Annotated in this window: 19 protein-coding genes; 13 read left to right on the top strand and 6 right to left on the bottom strand. The window is 64.0% G+C overall.

What is annotated here, in order from left to right; genetic code table 11:
- Positions 1-63 precede the first annotated feature (63 nt).
- The gene (locus ACOZ9V_RS17835; RefSeq protein WP_172172057.1) at positions 64-960 is read right to left on the bottom strand and encodes a LysR family transcriptional regulator; all 897 of its coding nucleotides are present in this window, start codon (positions 958-960) and stop codon (positions 64-66) included.
- A gap of 87 nt (positions 961-1,047) precedes the next feature.
- Here ACOZ9V_RS17835 and ACOZ9V_RS17830 point away from each other — a divergent pair, with 87 nt between their 5' ends.
- From ACOZ9V_RS17830 to ACOZ9V_RS17820, 3 genes are read left to right on the top strand one after another with little or no spacing between them, the layout of a single operon-like run.
- A complete protein-coding gene (locus tag ACOZ9V_RS17830) occupies positions 1,048-2,508 on the top strand; it encodes a CitMHS family transporter (protein WP_434592290.1) in 1,461 nt (486 codons plus the stop codon).
- Entirely contained in the window at positions 2,496-3,929 is a 1,434-nt protein-coding gene (locus ACOZ9V_RS17825) for an acyclic terpene utilization AtuA family protein (protein WP_248283854.1), read from the top strand. The genes ACOZ9V_RS17830 and ACOZ9V_RS17825 overlap by 13 nt, the downstream gene beginning before the upstream one ends.
- Positions 3,913-4,239, top strand: coding sequence for an AtuA-related protein (locus ACOZ9V_RS17820; RefSeq protein WP_229664082.1), 327 nt, complete (start codon positions 3,913-3,915; stop codon positions 4,237-4,239). Before ACOZ9V_RS17825 ends, ACOZ9V_RS17820 begins: the two co-directional genes overlap by 17 nt.
- A 58-nt stretch (positions 4,240-4,297) precedes the next feature.
- On the opposite strand, the gene ACOZ9V_RS17815 is transcribed toward ACOZ9V_RS17820, so the two are convergent.
- A complete protein-coding gene (locus ACOZ9V_RS17815; protein ID WP_139909337.1) occupies positions 4,298-5,257 on the bottom strand; it encodes a protein kinase in 960 nt (319 codons plus the stop codon).
- Positions 5,258-5,843: 586 nt separating this feature from the next.
- On the opposite strand from ACOZ9V_RS17815, the gene rpmB reads away from it, so the two are divergent.
- The 7 genes from rpmB (at position 5,844) to ACOZ9V_RS17780 (ending at position 11,909) form a co-directional block, all read left to right on the top strand.
- Entirely contained in the window at positions 5,844-6,080 is a 237-nt protein-coding gene (rpmB, locus tag ACOZ9V_RS17810) for a 50S ribosomal protein L28 (RefSeq protein ID WP_025779147.1), read from the top strand.
- Complete coding sequence (gene rpmG / locus ACOZ9V_RS17805) at positions 6,080-6,247, top strand: 50S ribosomal protein L33 (RefSeq protein ID WP_039211931.1); 168 nt, start codon at positions 6,080-6,082, stop codon at positions 6,245-6,247. Before rpmB ends, rpmG begins: the two co-directional genes overlap by 1 nt.
- Before the next feature lie 6 nt (positions 6,248-6,253).
- Entirely contained in the window at positions 6,254-6,559 is a 306-nt protein-coding gene (gene rpsN, locus ACOZ9V_RS17800; RefSeq protein ID WP_025779151.1) for a 30S ribosomal protein S14, read from the top strand.
- Between the two features lie 69 nt (positions 6,560-6,628).
- Positions 6,629-6,916: an HU family DNA-binding protein gene (locus ACOZ9V_RS17795; protein ID WP_025779153.1), complete on the top strand. Its 288-nt coding sequence runs from the start codon at positions 6,629-6,631 to the stop codon at positions 6,914-6,916.
- 237 nt (positions 6,917-7,153) lie between these two features.
- Entirely contained in the window at positions 7,154-9,211 is a 2,058-nt protein-coding gene (locus ACOZ9V_RS17790) for a cytochrome c oxidase assembly protein (RefSeq protein WP_434592279.1), read from the top strand.
- A gap of 399 nt (positions 9,212-9,610) precedes the next feature.
- Positions 9,611-10,969, top strand: coding sequence for an MFS transporter (locus ACOZ9V_RS17785; protein WP_139467449.1), 1,359 nt, complete (start codon positions 9,611-9,613; stop codon positions 10,967-10,969).
- A 193-nt stretch (positions 10,970-11,162) separates the two neighbouring features.
- The gene (locus tag ACOZ9V_RS17780; RefSeq protein ID WP_434592276.1) at positions 11,163-11,909 is read left to right on the top strand and encodes a 3-hydroxybutyrate dehydrogenase; all 747 of its coding nucleotides are present in this window, start codon (positions 11,163-11,165) and stop codon (positions 11,907-11,909) included.
- Positions 11,910-11,999: 90 nt separating this feature from the next.
- Here ACOZ9V_RS17780 and ACOZ9V_RS17775 read toward each other — a convergent pair whose 3' ends face one another.
- Positions 12,000-12,875 (bottom strand): LysR family transcriptional regulator, encoded by an 876-nt coding sequence (locus ACOZ9V_RS17775; protein ID WP_139468973.1) that lies wholly within the window; start codon positions 12,873-12,875, stop codon positions 12,000-12,002.
- 140 nt (positions 12,876-13,015) lie between these two features.
- Between ACOZ9V_RS17775 and mmsB the strand changes: the two genes are divergently transcribed.
- The 3 genes from mmsB (at position 13,016) to ACOZ9V_RS17760 (ending at position 16,954) form a co-directional block, all read left to right on the top strand.
- Positions 13,016-13,921: a 3-hydroxyisobutyrate dehydrogenase gene (gene mmsB, locus ACOZ9V_RS17770; protein WP_434592272.1), complete on the top strand. Its 906-nt coding sequence runs from the start codon at positions 13,016-13,018 to the stop codon at positions 13,919-13,921.
- A 182-nt stretch (positions 13,922-14,103) separates the two neighbouring features.
- Complete coding sequence (locus ACOZ9V_RS17765) at positions 14,104-14,841, top strand: YggS family pyridoxal phosphate-dependent enzyme (protein ID WP_181271544.1); 738 nt, start codon at positions 14,104-14,106, stop codon at positions 14,839-14,841.
- Between the two features lie 178 nt (positions 14,842-15,019).
- Positions 15,020-16,954 (top strand): NHL domain-containing thioredoxin family protein, encoded by a 1,935-nt coding sequence (locus ACOZ9V_RS17760; protein ID WP_434592269.1) that lies wholly within the window; start codon positions 15,020-15,022, stop codon positions 16,952-16,954.
- 227 nt (positions 16,955-17,181) lie between these two features.
- Here ACOZ9V_RS17760 and ACOZ9V_RS17755 read toward each other — a convergent pair whose 3' ends face one another.
- The 3 genes from ACOZ9V_RS17755 to ACOZ9V_RS17745 all read right to left on the bottom strand — a co-directional run bounded on the left by ACOZ9V_RS17755 (position 17,182) and on the right by ACOZ9V_RS17745 (position 20,886).
- Positions 17,182-18,141 carry a hypothetical protein gene (locus ACOZ9V_RS17755; RefSeq protein ID WP_181271541.1) on the bottom strand — a complete coding sequence of 320 codons (960 nt, stop codon included), beginning with the start codon at positions 18,139-18,141 and terminating at the stop codon, positions 17,182-17,184.
- Between the two features lie 63 nt (positions 18,142-18,204).
- Entirely contained in the window at positions 18,205-19,356 is a 1,152-nt protein-coding gene (locus ACOZ9V_RS17750; protein ID WP_181271539.1) for an ABC transporter, read from the bottom strand.
- Positions 19,357-19,362: 6 nt separating this feature from the next.
- Positions 19,363-20,886, bottom strand: a complete 1,524-nt coding sequence (locus tag ACOZ9V_RS17745; RefSeq protein ID WP_434592265.1) for an LPXTG cell wall anchor domain-containing protein — start codon at positions 20,884-20,886, stop codon at positions 19,363-19,365.
- Between the last annotated feature and the right edge of the window lie 211 nt (positions 20,887-21,097).

Here is a 21,097-nt window from a genome sequence, read left to right as displayed (position 1 = left end):
CTGGGAGCTTGAGCGCCCCGGCTTCGCACAGTGCGAAGCCGGGGCGTTTCAGCGTTTCGCCAGTCACTCGGCGGCTGACTCGATCAGTCGCTGTTTGAAGTTGAAGACCGGGCGCGGGAGCGGAGCATCGGAAAGGTAGGCGATCACCAGTTTGCGTTCAATGGTGGGCATGATCGGGATGCTGACGAGATCGCTGAAATTCATCAGGGGGACGACCAACCTCGGTACTGCGGTGATGCCCATACCTGCTGCCACCATGCCGCCGACCGCGGGAATCGTATCTGCCGTCTGCACTTCATGGGGTTCTGCTGCTGCCTTGAGCAGAGTTCGCCGCACCATCGGCGCGATGCTCGTCACGGAGTTGAAGCCGACGAACTCTTCGCCGTGGAACTCCTCCCACCGCACAGATGCGCGTGCAGCCAATCGATGACCGCGTGGAACGATTGCGACGAAAGGATCGGACAGGAATGGAGTCACTGCCAGATCGGCAGGGAGAGAGTCCGTGAAGGCGACGAGGCCGATGTCCACCGTCCCTTCGGTCACCATCGGCACGACCTGATCCTGAGCCGCATCACGGATGACGAGTTCGACCTCCGGGAACTCCCGGCGAAACGCGTGAACGACCTCGGGCAAACCGGTTGCTGCCAACGATGGCAGGCAGGCGATTCTCACCTGCCCCGAACTGCCGGTGACGAAGCCGGAGATCCGTTCCAATGCCGAGTCGAACGAGCGAACTGCGTGTGCGGCGTACAGTGCCACTTCGGTGCCGGTAACCGTTGCGGTGACCTTGCGGGTAGTGCGCTCGAACAGTTGTGTGCCGATGCGTCGCTCTGCCTCCGCGACGGTACGGCTGAGAGCCGGCTGGCTGACCTCGATCTCCTCGGCCGCACGGGTGAAACTCTCCGTGCGCTGCACCGCTTCGATTGCTCGCAGGTGGTGCAAGGACAGATTGATAACCATGAATCATGAGTCTAGCCGCAACGGATATTGGACGGTCCTGCTCATGCTCAACGAGGATGAATACGTTCATCGAGAAGGGAATCAAAGGTGCTTTCACTTATCGGCTATGTCACCATGCTCATCATTCTGGCGTTGTTGCTCACGCAGAAGGTCTCTCCGGTCGTCGCATTGGCCGGAGTGCCGCTCGTCGCGGCGCTGATCGCCGGACAGTCGCCGACCGACATCAGTGAATTCGTCTCAGCCGGAATCGCGGGAGTCGCAGACGTCGTCGTCATGTTCATCTTCGCCATCGTCTTCTTCGGAATCCTGCGCAATGCGAAGTTCTTCGACCCGATCATCGATCGGATCATCAGGTTCGGCGGATCCTCACCGCGCAACGTAGCCGTTGCGACCACACTTCTGGCATGTGTCGTTCACCTCGACGGTGCAGGTGCGACGACGTTCCTGGTCACGATCCCAGCCATGCTGCCGCTCTACCAGCGTCTCGGGATGAGCCGGTTGACGCTGTCGACGTGCGTGGCGCTGGGCGCCGGCGTCATGAACATGTTGCCCTGGGGAGGGCCGACTGCACGTGCGGCGGCAACGATCAAGGTCGATGCGAACGACTTGTGGGTCCCTCTCATCCCGGCTCAGATCGCTGGGATCATTGCGGCTCTGGCAGTGGCTTGGTACCTCGGGCATCGTGAAGCAAAGCGGCTCGACCGGGTGCCTGCTGACGACTCTGCCGACTCGGTGATGGTCGCAGCGACGTCGGCCGCAGAAACCGGCCGTTCGGCGGAGGCATCCAGCACAATCCGATCAGCACAGGGTTCGGAGGAAACGGCTGGAACCGACCAGACGGCGGGATCGGGCTCACCCGACGGAACCGATGTTGCGGGTGATTCGAACTCCACTCGCGGTCCAGCGGAGGCGGGGCCGACGGTGCTGTCGCTCGTCCTCAATGGTGTCGTGCTCGTCGCTGCCTTGGCGACGATGATGACTGGCGTGATCTCACCCGCACTGACCTTTATGGTTGCAACGATTCTCGCTCTGCTGATCAACCATCGCGGAATGGCGGGTCAGTCCGAACAGTTCGACCTCAACGCCAAATCATGCATGCTCATGGCCAGCACTCTGTTGGCAGCGGGTGTGCTCTTGGGAGTGCTCGACGAAAGCGGAATGATCGAGGCGATGGCCAAGTCGGCGACCGCTGTGCTTCCCGCCGGCGTCATGCCGGTGTTGCCGATCATCGTCGCTGTGCTCGGCGTGCCGATGAGTCTGCTGTTCGGCCCGGACGCATACTATTTCGGGCTCTTGCCCGTGCTGGCGAGCGTCGGCAGCACCTACGGCATCGATCCGGTCGTCCTCGGTCAGGCATCGATCATCGGGCAGGAGACACTGGGCTTCCCCATCAGCCCGTTGACCGGCTCCTTCTATCTGCTTGTCGGCTTAGCCGGGGTCCCGATCGGCAAGCACATCATCCGCGCCACCGGCTGGCTGTGGCTGGTCAGCATCGTCGTCACCATCGTCGCCATCGCACTAGGAGTGATTCCGCTGTGGGTATCGTAAAAGCACAGGATCTGGGCTCAACGGCCAGAGAAGCTGATCCGCCAGAACCTGGGACAGTTCGCATCGGATCGGGAGCAGGGTTCGCCGGCGACCGTCTCGACCCGGCCCTCGAGCTCGCGCAGCTTGGGCATCTCGACTTCCTCGTCTTCGAGCTCCTCGGCGAACGGACGGTCGCGAACGCTCAGAAAGCCCGGCTGAATGACCCCTCTGCGGGCTACGATCCGACTCTGCTCGATAGGATCCGGCTCACCGCACCGCACTGCTCGGCCAACGGAACTCGCATCATCACCAATGGCGGAGCAGCCAATCCGCTTACAGCAGGGCGCGCCGTCGCTGGGCTTCTCGACGACATGGGCATTGACATGCCGGTGGCAGTTGTCATCGGTGACGATGTGCTCGACCAAGTGCTTGCGACGGATCCCCTAAGGTGGGAAGACTCCCAACCGGCTGCCAGCTCGGAGCCCCGGCTCGCTTCTGCCAACGCCTACCTCGGCGCATCCGGCATCCGACGTGCGCTCGACGAAGGTGCACGCATCGTCATCACCGGCAGAGTTGCCGATCCCTCGCTGTACGTCGGGCCGCTGAGCCACAGCTTCTCCTGGTCGGACGACGATTCCGACCTCATCGGGCAGGCCACTGTCATCGGCCACCTCCTCGAATGCGGAGGCCAGGTCACCGGTGGATACTTCGCCGACCCGATGACGAAGCCCGTGGCAGGGTTGGACCGTCTCGGCTTCCCTTACGCCGATGTCTCACCCAGTGGCGACGCCGTCATTGGGAAGCTCGCGGGTACCGGAGGCGCCGTCACCGTCCGGACCTGCACGGAGCAGCTGCTCTACGAAGTGGCCGACCCCGGTGCCTACGTCACCCCGGACGTGGTCGCAGACTTCACTGGAACAGTACTCCGAGAGGTCGGGTCCGACCGGATCGCTGTAACTGGTGGAAAAGGAGTTGCCGCACCAGTCGAGCTCAAGGTGACATTGGGCTACCTCGGCGGGTGGGAAGCAGAAGGACAGATCACCTATGCCGGCCCGCGGGCTCTGTTGCGTGCCCAGCTCGCGGCAGACATCGTCGTACGTCGGTTGGAGCGCATACACGGATATCGGGAATCCGAACTCTCGGTAGAGTTCATCGGCGCCGGAGCCAGCTTCAGAGGTCTCAGCGATGTGGCAGATCCGCCCGAAGTGCGACTGCGGGTGGCAGGAGCTGCTCAGAGCCGCAGACGCGCCTCTGCGATCGGAGCCGAGGTCGAGGCGCTCTATACCAACGGGCCGGCGGGAGGAGGCGGCGCAAGGACGTCCGTTCGGGAGAGCCTCAGTGTCAAATCGTGTTCGCTGCCGCGTGCACTCACGAAGGTCTCCGTCATTCACGCCGACGAACTGACTGACCATGAGGAGGCGTCTGATGGCCGCGAAGTCTGAGCACATGCTCACCGTCGATGACCTGGCCACAGTCAGGACCGGAGACAAAGGGGATACGCTCATCCTCGGTGTCATTGCCCGTGAAGGGGCCCAATTCTCCGTGCTGAGTCGCGCGGTCACCGAGGAGGCAGTGGCGCATCACTTCGGGCTGCCGGTCTCGCGAGTCCGCCGCTGTCTATTGCCGCGGCTGAACGCCATGAGTTTTGAACTCAAGGGAATGCTGGGCAGGGGTGTCACGGGAGTCAGCCACCTCGACGGACATGGAAAGACGCTGAGCTACCACCTGCTGACGATGCAGTTGAAGCACTGAGCGGGATGCTCGTCGAGGGGCAGACCTGCATGTGCTCCGGCCGGTCCGACGGTGCGGTCTACCCGTCGAGGTAGGCGCTGTTGTCCTTGGGGCTGCCGTCTTTGACGAGTCGCTTGGCGATGCAGTGGTTGCGGTCGAGACCCCACGAGCGGCACTGGTCGAGGGCCTGCTCCGGATTGCTGTAGCCGGTGTCGACGACTGTGACCCAGTAGCTGCCGTCCCTGTACGAGGCCCAGTCGCCGCTGTGGATGAGGATTGCGCCCGGGTACTTGACCTTGTTGGCCTCGTACTCGTTGAGGATGTCCTGCGCTGACCAGGTCTTGCCGTCGGCCTTGAGGCCGACGTTCTTCGCGCTCACCTGAGTCACCCACTCACCTTCGAGGTCAGCGGCTTTCTCGGTGCCTTCTTCGGTATAGGCGTCGAGCTGGTCTTCCGGGCTCTTCGTCGGTTGGACAAGGTCATCCGAAGGGCTGGGCGACGGGCTGGCCGGCTCGCTGGATCCGACATCCACAGGGACGGTTCCCGAGGACGGCGCGAGCCACCGGATACCGAAGAATCCCACCAAGGCCAGAACCATGAGTATGGCGATGATGACGACAGCGATCTTCAGACCATTGCGCGAGGAAGAATCGTCTTGGACGGTGGGCGGAAACTGTGGGGAAGGAGGAGTCTGGGCTCCATTCTGTGTCGAGCCGCCGACGCCATTGCCGGCACCACCGCCGGCAGGCTGCTGAGACTGCTGAGAATTCACATACTGGTGGGAACCGGCAGAGTGAGCGTCATCGAAGGGTGAGCGTCCGGCAGGGGCGAAGACATTGCCGCTGCGAGCTTTCGAGATCGACTGTTCCCCCGTGTGCCGTTCGAGGTACTCGTAGTAGGTCGAGTTGTCGAAATCGGCAGACGAACGTTCCGCGTCATTCCCGTACGACGGGGTCTGACCAGCAGATTCACCTGAACCCTTGTGCCAGTCGTCGCTAGTCGCCGGACGAATGCGCGGCCTCTGTGGAACGTCGCTCATCAGTCCTCCTGAATGCCAGATGTGGTGGCAATCATCTACTTACCTTGGCACGAGTCGAGCAGTCGTTCAACAGGATCGCCGACAGGACGCGTTGCCGACGAAAGCCTACTGCGGAAATCACCGAGTTGGCTTGGCCCCAGCTGTGAAAGTCCCTCCGGGCGTCGACAAAGGTCCCTCCGGGCATCGATGACGACCGCACAAGCCCATCCAGGTGGGCGATGTCAGTGACGAAGACCCCACCGCGAAAACCGGGATGAATTTGCCCTCCGGCCCGCCATCTCAGTAAGATTGATTCTTGTTGTGTCGTAGCGGGCAGGTCACCGATCGATCTGCTAGGACACACATGGTGCTCACCCACCGCTGCACTCCAGCTTCGGCCATCTCTCACAGGCTACGGCTTCAGCGCTGGTGAGACATCTCGCCCGAACGGGCAGACCTGTTTTGGCGTACGCAATTTTCACGGTGACAGTCGAGAGAATTTGTTGATGTCTTCCGACATCGGCGCAAGCAAGCGGAGAGGGCACGCAAGTGCAATCCCGCAGGGGCTTGTTTCGAGAGTCGGTAACTTGTGAACTGGAGGAGAGACATGGCAGCAACCTGCCAGGTAACCGGGGCAGTCCCCGGTTTCGGACACAACGTGTCCCACTCGAAGCGCCGCACGAAGCGCCGCTTCAACCCGAACATTCAGAAAAAGCGCTACTACGTTCCGTCGCTGCGCCGCAACGTCACGCTGACCCTGTCCGCTAAGGGCATCAAGGTCATCGACGCTCGCGGAATCGACGCTGTGGTCAACGAACTCATCGCCAAGGGAGTGAAGCTCTGATGGCTAAGGCACAGGATGTTCGTCCCATCATCAAGCTCAAGTCGACGGCCGGCACCGGGTTCACCTACGTGACCCGCAAGAACCGCCGCAACACCCCGGACCGCATCGTGCTCAAGAAGTACGATCCCGTAGTCCGCAAGCACGTCGATTTCCGAGAGGAGCGCTGAGCGCACATGGCTAAGAAGTCAAAGATCGCAAAAGACAAGCAGCGTCGCGTCATCGTTGAACGCTATGCAGAGCGCCGCGCGACTCTCAAGCGTCAGCTGACCCACCCCGATTCCACCGATGAGCAGCGCGAGGAAGCACGCCTCGCACTGCAGAAGCTTCCCCGCGATGCTTCGCCGGTTCGCGTTCGCAACCGCGACCAGGTGGATGGTCGTCCGCGTGGCTACCTCCGGAAGTTCGGACTCTCGCGAGTTCGCTTCCGCGAAATGGCACACAACGGCGAGTTGCCCGGCGTTACCAAGTCGAGCTGGTAATCTCGAGGAAGTTCGTCATCGGAAAAACGGACCGGTGACCTACCGACTTGTCCTAAGGAGGACACTTTTATGGCTAAGAACCGCAGTGAGCTCGTTGCAGAAGTTGCCGAGAAGTCCGGCCTGACCCAGAAGCAGGTCTCGGACGTGCTCGATGGTGTCTTCGATGTCTTCTCCGACGTCGTGGCCAAGGGCGAAAAGCTCACCATCCCCGGCTGGCTCTCCGTTGAGCGCACCGAGCGTGCCGCTCGCAAGGGTCGCAACCCGCAGACCGGTGAAGAGATCCAGATCAAGGCCGGCTACTCCGTGAAGCTGTCCGCTGGTTCGAAGCTGAAGGGTGCCGCTGGCAGCCCGAACTGATCAACGCAGCAGCGTCGAATGGCCCGGATCGTATGATCCGGGCCATTTGCTGTCTCTGAGCGTCTTCAGCCGTTTCAGACTGTCGTCGAACAGGGCGAGTCGTCTTCCCATAAGACCAAACCCATCCTCGCCGAGGCGGCTCCCCGAGATCTCGACCACGAAGAGATCTCCCGGTTGGCAGTGCGGCGACGCCGAACGATATCCTTGGGTCATGTCAGAAGGGGCGGTCCGCGCGCAGTGAGTTCTACAGGTTTCGAACCGATCACACGGTTCGTGCAACGTGCCACGGTCCCCATCGTCGTCTTCCTCGGGGTGATCGCCGGTCTGGCCGCACTCTTCTTCACCGGAGCAGCCAACCCGACTCTGCTCAACGACCCCGGCTCTGTCGTCCGTTTCGGTCTTCCCGCAGCGAAGTTCGTCTTCAATATTGCGATGTCGCTGACCGTCGGCGCCCTCATGTTCGCCGTCCTCATCCTCCCGCGCACGGCTGGCGGTCGCGCCCGCCGGCACAAGGCCACGGACGATGACGTGCCTCTCGACCCGCTGTGGACGAAGGCCATTCAGATCGCCGAATACTCCTCAGTCGTGTGGACGCTGTCTGCGGTCGCCGTGCTCGTCTTCTCATTCGTCGATACTGTGGGCGCCCAGGCCTATCTCGACTTCTCGAACCAACTGGGCGTGTTCGTCACTCAGATCGCCTACGGGCAGCTGTGGGTGCTCATCGTCGTCCTCATCGCTGTCGCCTCGACCCTGTGCTTCGGCACCCGCTCCCTTATCGGCATCGCCGCCGCCGGAGTGCTCAGCGTCGCCGTGATCCTCCCCTTGGCTCTGATGGGCCACTCCGCAGAGGCCTCCGGGCACACGCAGGCCGTCAACAGCCTCGGTCTGCACATCCTCGGCGCGGTCCTCTGGCTCGGTGGGCTCTTCGTCATCGCCCTGTTGGGCACCCGTCTGGCCGCTTCGAAGAGCCTCAAGCCGGTCGTCGAACGGTATTCGACGATCGCCCTCATCGCCTTCGGCCTCATCGTCTTCTCCGGAGTCGTCAACTCGCTTCTGCGCGTGCAGGGCTTCGACGACCTCATGACCACGTACGGGCAGGTCATCCTCGCAAAGGCGTTCGCGACGGTCCTGCTCGGTCTGATCGGATTCTGGCACCGTCAGTTCGTCATTTCACGCTTGGGCACAGCCGCCTCGGCGACAGTGGAATTCTGGCGCCTCATCACCGTCGAATTCATCCTCTTCGGGGTCACGATGGGATTGGCCGTGGCCTTGGCCCGGTCACAGCCGCCCGTGCCGCAGGAGCCGGTGGGCGACCCCACCCCGGCCGAGATCCTCACCGGTGATCCGCTGCCGCCGAAGCCGAACCTGTCCCGCTACTTCAGCGAATGGTCGATGGATCCGCTGTGGATCGCGATCGCAGCGGGCGCCTCGATCGCCTACGTCGTTGCGTTCATCAACCTCCGCCGCCGAGGCGACAAATGGCCGGTGCTGCGCCTCATCAGTTGGCTGATGGGCATGGTCTTCCTCGTCTACGTCACCTCGGGCGGCCCCCGGGTCTACGGCGAGGTGCAGTTCTCCGCGCACATGATCGAGCACATGCTCCTGGTCATGGTCGTGCCCCTGCCGCTCGTGCTCGGGGCACCGATCACGATGCTCATGCGCGGAACGAAGGCGCGCACGGACGGGTCCGTCGGCCTGCGCGAATGGGTGCTCTGGCTCGTCCATACTCCGTACCTGCGCTTCTTCGCGCACCCGATCGTGGCGAGTGTGAACTTCGCGGGTTCGCTGGTCGTCTTCTACTACTCGGGAATCATGTACTACGCGCTCGATACTCATATCGGGCACGAACTGATGATCGCGCACTTCCTCGGCGCCGGGTACCTGTTCGCCCAAGCCCTCATCGGCATCGATCCGGGCGTCAAGCGCCCTGTCTTCCCGATGCGGCTCGTGATGCTGCTGGTGACGATGGCCTTCCACGCCTTCTTCGGCATTTCGATCATGAGTTCGAACGTGCTGATCGCCGGAGACTGGTTCGGCAACGTCGGCGCAGGATGGGGCTACACGGCGATCGACGACCAGCAGCTCGGCGGGTCCATCGCGTGGGGCATCGGCGAATTCCCGACCCTGTTCATCGCGATCATGGTCTGCGTCCAATGGGCGAAGTCCTCGGACCGGGAGGCCAAGCGCATCGACCGCAGCGAAGACCGCACCGACGACGCCGAGCTGCGCGCCTACAATGCGATGCTCGCCTCGATGGCCGAACGCGATGCGAAGGCGCCTCCGCGCCGCCGGTGAGGTTCGGGGTTGTGCTCGCTGTGCTGACTGCGGTGGTACCTCGATGGCCGACGTGGTGATCAGACGCGGGGGTGCTGGCCTGACGCGCCGGGACGATTCGCGCCGCAATGGGCCTTGCGAGCTCGCCGCGGTCACAGCTGACGGTTGCACAACCGCTGTGCACGAATGTGCACCGGAAATTCTCGGATTATGGCCAGGTCGTTACCAAAAACTCCGTAACGTGGCGCACACTGATCCTTGGATGAGAAATATCCAAGCGCCCGAAACACTGCGCTGAAGCAGGGGTACACCGGCCGCGCCGATGCGGTCTGAGTGCTCCGGGTTGTCAGCCGGTCGGCGCCGGAGCAAGCCTATTCGCGCATTCAACGGTGACGCGGATTGTGGAAACGAAGGAGTCCCATGAGTTCTCAGAACAATGCTGAGAGGAAGTCGATCCGCGCTCAGCTGCGCAAGGTCGTCGCTGCCTCGATGGCCGGAACGGTCGTCGAATGGTACGAGTTCTTCCTCTACGGTTCGGCCGCCACGCTGGTGTTCAACCACATTCTGTTCCCGCCTTCCGACAATCCGCTGACGCCGATCCTGGCAGGCTTCGCCACCTACGCAGTCGGATTCATCGCCCGCCCCGTGGGTGGCATCGTCTTCGGTCACTTCGGCGACAAGTACGGACGCAAGAAGCTGCTGCAGCTCTCGATCGTCCTCGTCGGTGTGGCCACGTTCCTCATGGGCTGTCTGCCGACCTTCGACCAGATCGGCTACCTCGCTCCGATCCTGCTCGTGCTGCTGCGTGTGGTCCAGGGCTTCGCAGTCGGCGGCGAATGGGGCGGAGCTGTCCTCCTCGTGGCCGAGCACGCTCCGAACAAGGAGCGCGGTTTCTGGGCATCATTCCCGCAGTCCGGCGTGCCCTTGGGCAACCTGCTGGCCACCGCGGTTCTCTTCGTTCTCACTGCAACGCTGACCGAAGAGCACTTCCTGTCGTGGGGCTGGCGCATTTCGTTCTGGCTCTCGGCCGTCATCGTCCTCATCGGCTACTACATCCGCACCCGAGTCTCCGATGCGCCGATCTTCGACGAGGTTCAGGCCGAGGAGATCGAGGAAGGCGTCGACTACGGCATCAAGGCCGTATTCAAGCGCTATCCGCGGGAGGTCTTCGCCGCGATGGGCCTGCGCTTCGTCGAGAACATCCACTACTACCTCGTGGTGACCTTCTCGATCACCTACCTCGCCACGCAGGTGAAGATCGAATCCGCCGAGATCCTCGGTCTCCTCCTCGGCGCCCACGCGATCCACGCAGTCCTCGTTCCGCTCGTCGGTGCCGCCACCGACCGGATCGGGCGCAAGATGCCCTACGCCGTGGGCATCATCCTGACCGCGACCTGGGGCTTCTTCGCCTTCCCGATGTATGACACCGGCAGTGCCGGCATGATCTTCCTCGCCCTCCTCATCGGTCTCGTCTTCCACGCACTGATGTACGCGGGCCAACCGGCGATCATGTCCGAGATGTTCCCGACCCGCATGCGCAACTCGGGCGTCTCGACCGGTTACCAGGTGACGGCCATCGTCGCCGGATCCTTCGCGCCGATCATCGCCACCGCACTGCTCGACGCCTTCGGCTCCTCGGTGCCGATCGCGCTCTACCTGCTGGCCGCTGCGATCATCTCGTTCATCGCACTCATGTTCACCCGCGAGACCAAGGGGATCGACCTGCGCTCGCTCGACCATGCAGACAAGGTGCGCCGCGGAGTCGCCACGGCCAGCTGAGGCCGAATGGTGACCCGGTGAGGGGCGGTGTCGGTGAATATCGGCACCGCCCCTTTGCCTGGCGCCGACCTCACCTGTCGGACTGCGACATACTCTCGGCAGCCGCCTCGGCGCCCAGCTCGATGATTTCTCGGCCTCCGCAGGGTGGAAGATGGACACGTACGACAGACTCGAACCACGAAAGGCACATCTCATGGGAGACCACACCGGCAAACGCGCCCTCGTCACCGGCGGAGCATCCGGGCTCGGAAAAGCGATCGCTCAGTCGTTCGCACGGGCCGGTGCTTCTGTCATCGTCGCCGACGTCGACGCCGACTCGGCACAGGCCGTTGCCGACGAGATCGGCGGTGAAGCGTGGGCAGTCAACCTGGCGGACACCGCGGCGCTGGACGGCACCGAGCTCGACGTCGACATCCTCGTCAACAACGCCGGCATCCAGCGGATCCACCCGATCCCGGAATTTCCGCTCGAGGACTGGCGGCTGATCAATACGCTCATGCTCGAAGCGCCGTTCGTACTCACGAAGGCGGTGCTGCCGAAGATGTACGAACGCGGTTGGGGACGCATCATCAACCTCTCCTCCGTCCACGGTCTGCGGGCCTCGGCGAACAAGTCCGCGTACGTCGCGGCCAAACACGGTCTCATGGGACTGACGAAGACGACTGCACTCGAGGCCGGCCCGCACGGAGTGACGTGCAATGCGATCAACCCCGGCTACGTGCTCACGCCACTGGTGAAGGGACAGATCGCCGATCAGGCGAAGACTCACGGCATCAGCGAGGACGAGGTCCTCGAACAGGTCTTCCTCGGCCATTCCGCGGTGCCCAAGCTCGCCGAACCCGAGGACGTCGCGGCGATCGCGACCTTCCTGGCCGGGGACCATGCCGCAGTCATCAACGGCAGCGCGCACAGCATCGACGGCGGCTGGGTGGCCGCCTGAACTGCCCCGCATCTCGCTCCCCCTCCCAGAACTACCTGACGGCGGCCTAGCAACCTCGCGCGAGGTAGCTGGGCCGCCGTCAGGTAGCAATTAGAGGGATTCTAGGACTTTGCGGACTCCGGCGTTGCGCAGGGACTCGTGGCGGACCGAGGCCCAATACGACACCTGCTTGGAGAACAGCTCGGGCAGCACCTGCACCAAGCGGGAATTGCCGTGGGCGAGGAAGTCGGGCAGGATGCCGATCCCGGCCCCGTGCGAGGTCGCGAGCACATGCGCATGCACCGAGGTCGACCGGAAGAATCCCTTCCCGCGCGGAAGTGCGTCGGCCGCCTCGTCGAGATCATCGACCCGCAGCGAATTCTCGATGTAGTAGACCATCCGGTGGTCGGCCAGATCATCCAGCGTCTGCGGCATCGGATGCGAGGCGATGTAATCCTGCGAAGCGTAGAGCTGGAGCCTGTAGTCGCGGATGTGCTTGGCGATCGAGCGCGGGGCATCCGGACGTCCCACGACGATTTCGATATCGACGCCCGACCGATACTGCCGGGCCCGCTGCGTAGCGGTGATCAGTTCGATCTGCAGTCCCGGGTGCTGCCCCTGCAGTTCGGTAAGCGCCGGAACGGCGTACTCAAGGGCGAAGGCCTGCGGGCACGCCAGCCGGATCGTTCCGGACAGAGCGGAATTCGAATGCGCATCGATGCGCCCCAGAGCGGCCTCGATGTCCTCGGCGATCGGCAGCAGCTGACGCCCGGCGGCGCTGAGCTCCCACCCGTCGGGCGAGGCCACGAGCACGCGATCGCCGTACGCCTTCTCAAGCGCGGCGATGCGTCTGGACACGGTCGTGTGGTTGAGGCCGAGGCTGTGTGCCGCGGCCGTGAACTTCCCAAGCCGGGCGACGGCGAGCAGAGTCAGCAGATCCTCGGGGGCGATCTGCGGACCGGAACTGCCAGGTGCATAGGAAGCCATAGTGGCCCCATTCTATCTGCGTACGCGCACATAACCGGTGCGGAAGAGGTGAGGCTCCCCGCCGGGCTTCCGCGCGTTCACTGGCGTACTGTGAGAGGGAACACGAAAGAGTTGCTGAACATGATGCGAGGAGGCATATTATGTCGACGATTGGATGGGTTGGCCTGGGAAATATGGGCCGCCCGATGACTGCGAACCTGGTCAAGGCCGGTCACACCGTCAATGGTTTCGATCTCGTCCCCGAGGCCGTGGACGCAGCCGCGAAGAGCGGGGTGAACCCCGTGAATTCCATCGCCGAGGCGGTCGCCGGTGCCGATATCGTCTTCACGATGCTGCCCAAGGGCGAGCACGCGCGCACCGCATACCTCGAGCCCGACGGAGTCCTGGCCAACGCAGACCGGAAGACCCTCCTCATCGATTCCTCGACGATCGACTTCGATTCGGCCCGCCTCCTCCACTCCGAGGCGAAGAAGGCAGGCTTCCGCCTCATCGACGGTCCCGTCTCCGGCGGCGTCACCGGTGCCGAGGCCGGCACCTTGACGTTCATGCTCGGCGGCGACGACGCCGACATCGAAGAGGCCCGACCCGTCATCGAGGCAATGGCCGGGAACATCTTCCACGCCGGCGGTGACGCCGCAGGTCAGGCCGCGAAGATCGTCAACAACATGATGCTCTCGATCAGCCTTCAGGGTGTCGTCGAAGGCGCTGTGCTGGCCGATCGCTTCGGCCTCGATCCGAAGGTCTTCCACGATATTGCCAAGGTGTCCTCCGGCGACTCCTGGCCGCTGCGGACCTGGTATCCGGTGCCCGGCGTGACCACCACGGCCGCGGCGAACAACGAGTTCAAGCCCGGTTTCGCCACCGCACTCATGCACAAGGACGTCGGCCTGGCCCTCGCCGGCGCCGAGACCCAGGGGGTCGACCTCCCGGCGGCCACCCTCGTCCATACACAGCTGCAGAAGCTCATTGACGAAGACCTCGGCGGACTCGACACCTCCGCGCTGATCAAGAACATCGACCCGAACGCCGAGGGCCTGCCGAAGTAAGCACTCAACCGACGCCGAGGCGGTTGGAACAAGCACAGCCCGCTCACAACGGCGGCACCGAGCTGCGGACGATCCAGGTCGAGGAATCACGATGATTTCGACCCGGATCGTCCGCATTTCGTTTCTCGGCCGGGCATCCTCGGCGACCTGAAACTTCGCGCGGCTCATGCAAGACTGGAGACATGAGTACGCCAGATTCCCCCTCACTGTCCGCCGACGACATCGCAGCCATCATCGGCAACCTCGACGAGGTGGCTGACCGTGCCCGTGCCGCCGCCGAGTCGAGCGGTCGCAGCGGTGACGATGTGCGCGTGCTGCTGGCCACGAAGACGCAGCCGGCAGAGAAGATCCGCGTCGCCCTCGAGCACGGGTTCACCCTCATCGGCGAGAACAAGGTGCAGGAGATCACCGGCAAGGCCGAGGCTCTCGCCGACCTCAACCCCGAGACCCACCTCATCGGACCCCTGCAGAAGAACAAGGTCAATCACACCCTGCGGCACGCTCACTGCATCCAGTCCGTCGATAACCTCCCGCTGGCCGAGAAGATCAACAACCGTCTCGACGTCCTCGATGAGACCATCGACTACTTCATCCAGGTCAACACCTCCCGCGAAGACTCGAAGTTCGGTGTCGCGCCCGAAGACGCCGAGGAGCTCGTCACCGCGACACGGGAGCTCGGCCGGATGCGGCTGCGCGGACTCATGACGATCGGCCTTCCCGGCAGCAGTCCCGAAGAGATCCGCCCAAGCTACTCCGACCTGCGCGAACTCAGCGAGAAGCTGCGCGGGGCCGGGGTCATGCCCGCCGAGGCGACCGAGCTGTCGATGGGCATGAGCAACGACTTCGAACTCGCGATCGCCGAGGGCGCCACGATCGTCCGAGTCGGCTCGAGCATCTTCGGCGCCCGCGACTACACCTGAACGACAGTCCCTCCCGCCGCTGATCGGCGGCGGCCGAAACCAACGCCGGACCGATCACAGTCGGAACCGGCACCGGGCTGCCTGCGGACAGAGCCAACGCCGGACCGGGCGCGAGCGGAACTGTCACACAATGACACCGGGGAGGCCGCCTCGGTGGGGGATCTGCGATCATAGAACCATGAACAGCAGTCCAGAATTCTCCGCGTCAGCCACTTCGTCGGCACGGGACGTCAAGGTCCGTGCGCCCGAACTCGTCGGCCGCCGATGGATGAACTCCGGCGGCAAGGATCTGACCCTGGCCGACCTGCGCGGAAAGGTCGTTCTCCTCGACTTCTGGACCTTCTGCTGCATCAATTGCCTCCACGTCCTCGACGAACTGCGCCCGTTGGAGGAGAAGCACGCACAAGAGCTCGTCATCATCGGCGTGCACTCGCCGAAATTCGAGTTCGAACGCACCGTCGAAGCCGTCGACCAGGCCGTGGAACGGTACCAGGTCGAGCACCTCGTCCTCGACGATCCCGACCTCGTCACCTGGCAGGCCTACACCGCCCGCGCCTGGCCGACGTTGGCCGTCATCGACCCCGAGGGCTACCTCGTAGCGACCATGTCCGGTGAAGGCCACGCGGCCGGTCTCACCGAGATCATCGAGGGCCTCATCGAGGAGCACTCGGCCAAGGGCACCCTCCACTCCGGCGACGGACCCTACGTTCCGCCGCCTGCCCCGGAGACAGACCTGTTCTACCCCGGAAAGGCCACCCGGCTGCCCTCGGGCCACCTCATCGTCGCCGATTCCGGACACCACAGCCTCGTCGAATACGACGACGATGCGGCCACGATCATCCGCCGTATCGGCACCGGTGAGCGCGGCGCGGACGACGGCGACTTCGCCTCGGCGAGCTTCAGCGAACCCGGCGGAATCACTGTGCTGCCTGCCGATCTGGCGGCCGAAGTCGGCTACGACCTCGTCGTCGCCGACACCGTCAACCACACCCTGCGCGGGATCGACCTGACGAACGAGACGGTCACGACCATCGCCGGCACCGGTGAGCAGCACATGGTCGGTGCCATCGACAACGTCCGCGGCAAGCCCGGTGAGCTGGGACGATACGATGGACCCGCGGTAGACGTGAAGCTGTCGTCGCCGTGGGATGTCCTCTTCGTCCCCTCCACCGCCGAGGTGGTCGTGGCGATGGCCGGCAACCACACCATCTGGTCTTTCGATCCGAAGGACGGCACGATCCGCATCCTCTCGGGCACGATGAACGAGGGCCTGGTCGACGGCGACGGCGAGTCAGCCTGGTTCGCCCAATCCTCCGGTCTCGACCTCGGGCCAGCGGGCGAGGTGTTCGTCGCCGACTCCGAGACCTCGGCGATCCGCCGCCTCGACCCCGCCACCGGTGAGGTGTCCTCGTTGGTGGGCGTCGGACTCTTCGACTTCGGCTTCCGCGACGGACCGGCCGCCGAAGCCCGCCTGCAGCACCCGCTGGGAGTGCGCAGCCTGCCTGACGGGTCGGTCGCGATCGCCGACACCTACAACGGTGCGATCCGCCGCTTCGACCCGAGGACCGAGGAAGTCACGACCCTGGCGCGCGGCCTGCGCGAACCCTCGGACATCGTCCTCATCGGCAACGAAGGCACCCCCGATGACGCCGAACTCATCGTCGTCGAGTCCGCCGCACACGCACTCACCCGGGTGAAGCTGCCCAAGGACGCCCAGAAGGTCGACGAAGGCGCATTGACGACGAAGCGCCCTTCGACGGAGATCGCCTCCGGTCCGGTGTCGCTGACCGTGAGTTTCACTGTCCCAGCTGGTCAGAAGCTCGACGACCGGTGGGGTGATCCCACGTTCCTGCAGGTGTCTGCGACGCCGCCGGAACTCATCTCCTCAGGAGAAGGCGGAGCCGAGGGGCTCAGCAGAGATATCGTCATCAATCCCGAGTACACCGAGGGAGTGCTGCACGTGACAGCGCGTGCTGCAGCCTGCGACGGTGAGCCCGGGGGAGAGATCCCGCTGCACGCGGCCTGCCACCTCTACCAGCAGGACTGGGGCATCCCCGTCGAGCTCGTGGATTCGGCTCCGAACGCACTCACCCTCGACCTCCGCGGCGCCTGAGCGCTCGGCCACCGGAGCGAGGGCCGCTGTCGATCAGGCGGACGGTAGTCGCAGAATCGCCCATGCACGGAGATTGCTGGGTCGATCCACGGTGGTTGCGGCGTTCTGAACGCCGTGGATCGACCCAACAATCACTGTGGCAAGGAGAACCGCGAGAGGCGCATCCGTCGGAGGTCCGGACACGGGCCTGTGGAGCGGGACTGGGACCTCAGCAGGAGGAGCGCCCCTCAGGCGATGGTGACGTCGCCGAGGCGGCGCGGTTCGAAACTCACCTGTGAGGACTTGACGACCACCGAGCCGCCGAGGACGAAGGAGAGCTTCTCGTCGAAGTCGTGTTCGGCAGCGGTGACGATGTCGCGGTAACGTCCCTTGACCCGTACCTCGACCGTCGAGGGAGTGAGTTCGAGATCGCTGCCGGACGAGGTCAGCCCGATCTGCGGACTGCGCTCGAGCGACCAGGAGACATCGCCGATGATCTCGTTGTCCGTGTCGTAGCCGAAGACGCAGCCGGCCGGCATGAGCGTCTTCGACTTCATGCAGTCCTGCAGATGGTCGGTGACCTGCTCCTCCACGGTCTGCTCGAGCTTGGCCGTGGGTTCGGGCGAGAGCTTCACGGTGGGGGAGTCGCCAGGGGCGGTCACCTCGGTGCGTAGGGATCGCGACTTCAGATACGTCGCATCGAAACCGACGAGGTAGCTCGCCGGGAACAGCACGGGCACACTCCCCGTGCTGACCCCGTATCCGTTGACCGTCGCCGTCGACGAACCGGCGACGTCCAGGGTCAAGGTCGGCCATTCTTCCTGTTCGATGGCCCAGCGGTTGAAGAGTCCCGCGCTGGCAGGCAGGCGGACCATGTTGAGATCGACGGTCTGCTCCCGCGAGGACAGGTTGTAGCTGAGGCTGACCTTCGCGTGATCGCCGTCGACGGAAACGGTCTCGGCCTCGGGCTCGCGCGGTAGATCGGGAGCCGCGGAGAGCACTTCGTCACTGAGTGCCAAGGTCGATGTCGGAGTCGGCGTGGACAGGTAGGAGAAGGCACTCTGCGCATCGCCGCGTTCGATCGCCGAGATATAGGATTCGGCGGCTCGCGCGGGCGTGTAGACGGTGAAGTTGAGGAGGGGGACCGCTGCCACTGTGAGGACGACGACCGTCAGCGCTGAGATCAGAAGTCTGCGCGACGTTCGCATGGCGCTCCTGATTCGGTTGGGGACTTGAGGGGACTGGGCAGTTCTCAGTCTATCTGCCGCGGATCACTCGACCGGGTAGGCATGCAGGGCAGAGGTGTCGACCTCGACGAAGACATGTGTGCCGACCTTGACGTTGGCTCGCAGTTCGGAGATCGTCGCGCCGAGTCCCGGGTGCAGTACACCGAATCCGATGGTCGGCTTTTCGCTCGCGTCTGACTCGTCGGTCGCCGCAGAATCCTCAGCCGATTCGGCGGATGCGTCGGACTTCGTCGAATCCGGCTGCGTTCTCGGCACTCCGGCGAGGTCGGCGAGGTCGACGTCGAGCGCGAGTCCCATCTCCGTGTCGACCGGTGAGAGCTTCGCCTGCAGACAGGAACCGCGATCGCGCAGTCCCGTGACGATGGCTTCGAACACCGTCGCCGAGGTGAACGCCGGGTCGTGTTCGTCCAGTGACAGGAGGGCGGCACGCCACCCGAGGGTGACGAACACCTTCCCGTCGAGTTCGGTGCGGGCGCGCACGGCCGAATGGCCGATGGACAGCCATCCCTTCCGGGCCAGCCCGGAATAGACATTGACGCCGCTGAGCTCGGCCGGCAGCGAACCTCGCGGTTCGGTGACGATCTGCTCCAAGGAGCCGAGCGCGACGAGTTGGTCCTTTTCGATGTCGGCCACCCCCGCCTCGGCGATGGTGTGGTCGGTCAGCGAATTCGAGCTGAAGACGACACCGCGGCCCTCCTGGGCGACGAGTTCGGCGAAGCGACCCCGCAGCCCGGTGCGCAGATGGCCGGGGACCGAACCGAACGGGTCGATGAGAGTCAGCCACTTCGCGCCGCTCGCCCAGGCCGCGGCTAGGGCGAGGCGGGCACGGTCGGTCGCGTCGAGGTCGTCGAGGCGACTGCGCAGAACATCGGGACGCAGTCCGAATGAAGTCAATGCAGCCGGTGGATCCGCTGCCGATGCCGCCTCCCCAGATCCGGCATCGGCTTCGCGAAGATAGCTCTTCATCCAGCTGCGCACACGCAAGCGACCCGACCGGCGACCGGTCGGGAAGCGTGGTGGTGGTGCGACGTGGGGCAGGGCCGCCGCGGACAGCACCACTGAGGTGGTGCTGTCCGGGCTGCCCATGAGTCCGAGCATTGTCCCTGCTCGCAGACGTCCGAGGTCGATCTCGCGTCCGTCGAGCTGCAGCCCCGCGAGGGACAATTCATCGTTCAACGCGGCTTAGAACTCCGCGGGATCGTCGGAGGCGTTCATCCGCCGACGGGTGATGATGACAGCTGCTGCACCGACTGCGAGCAGACCGACACCGAGAGCCAGTCCGGTCATCTCGGCACCGGTGCGCGGCAGGTCGCTGCCCGAATCGTTCGAGCCACTGCCGTTCCCGGCCCCGTTTCCGCCCTCGTCGACGGCGGTGCCGTTGGTGAGCACGGTGAAGCTTCCGCCCTGGGGCTCATCGAAGCTCTCGGCCTGGGCACGCACGTTGTAGGTGCCGAGCACGGCCTTGACCTTGGCCTGGACACCGAACGTGACCTTGCCATCGGAATCGGCTTCCTTGGTCATCGTGTAGCGGTCGACCTTGCCCTGGGCATGCTCGACCGTGATCGAGACCTTCTCGCCGGGCTGAGCCCCGCTGACGCCGATCTTGATGCCGTCGTTCAGGAAGTCCTCGGAGCTGACCTCGGTGGGGTTGATGAACATGGACGCCTGTGCGGCTGCGGCAGGCTTCTTGTCCTCAGTGCCGGGGCTGGCCGGACCGGTGGACTCGGGAGCCTCGCCCTCGGCCTTCTTGTCGTCTTCGGCCGCGTCTTCGGCACCGTCGGTCTCATCGACCTTGGGCTCGTCGGACTTCGGCGCTTCGTCCTTCGGACCCTCGGCGGGTCCCGGCTTCACACCGTCGGCAGGAGCCTTGTCGTCCTTGTCCTCGCCCTTGTCGGTCTCCGTCGGGCTCGGCTTGGGCGCTTCGGTGGTGGGCTCTTCGGTCTTCGTCTCCGACGGACTCGGCTTCGGTGCCTCGGTGGTGGGCTCCTCGGTCTTGGTCTCCGTCGGCTCGGGAGCCTTCGTGGTCGGATCCTCGGTCTTCGTCTCCGACGGGCTGGGCTTCGGTGCCTCGGTGGTGGGCTCCTCGGTCTTCGTCTCAGAGGGCTCCGGGGACTTCGTTTCGCTGGGAGTCTCGTCCGGAGTCTTGATGGGACCGGTGGCCGAATCGCACTTATCGTCGTCGCCCTTGCCCGGTTCGTCGACCTCGGAGGCCTTGGAGACGACCTCGAAGGTCACCTTCGAAGACTTCTTCTCGGACTTGAGATCGGTGAGGTAGAGCGAGTACTCGCCGACAGGCACCTGGGCACCGTCGGTGACGGTGAAGAAGTAGGTGCCGGAGACCTTTCCGTCTTCGTCGACCGTGAGCTTCTTGTCCGGCGAGTATTCGGTGCCATCGGTGCCGACGACGGTCACCGTGGCCTTCTGGTCCGGACTGAATCCGGTGCCGGAGAAGCCGATTCCCTTTTTGTCGTCAGCTATGTCGGCGCGGGTCACCTGCGCCTGCGCAAGGGTCGCCTGCGGATCCGACTCGTCGGGAACCGAAGAATCCGATTCGGAGCTGCTCGATGACTGCTGATCACCCTGGGCGCACAGCGGTTGCTGAGGGACCGAAGCGGTGGACTCTGTCGCTGCGAACGCCGGGGCGCCAGCAAGACCTGTCAATGCAACGGCTACTGCGGGGGCAAGCACAAGACGCGAGGTCTTCACAGTAATGCCTTTCGATTGTTGTCTACCCACGAAAGACGATGGACTCCCGGCATTCCTTGGCTTAAGAAGGGGAAGGCACCATCGTGCGCGGGTCCGTACAGCTCATTACCCTAAAGCATTCATCCGCCGCTATGGGGAGACACACGGGTAAAAATCAGGAGAATTCCCGAGAATCGTTACCGTTTTGTGACATAGTTTCGGCGTGTCGGTA

Origin of the sequence: Brevibacterium sp. 1718 (assembly GCF_051131255.1) — a bacterium.
Lineage (GTDB): Bacteria > Actinomycetota > Actinomycetes > Actinomycetales > Brevibacteriaceae > Brevibacterium > Brevibacterium sediminis.
This window is presented reverse-complemented; position numbering and strand designations above follow the sequence as displayed.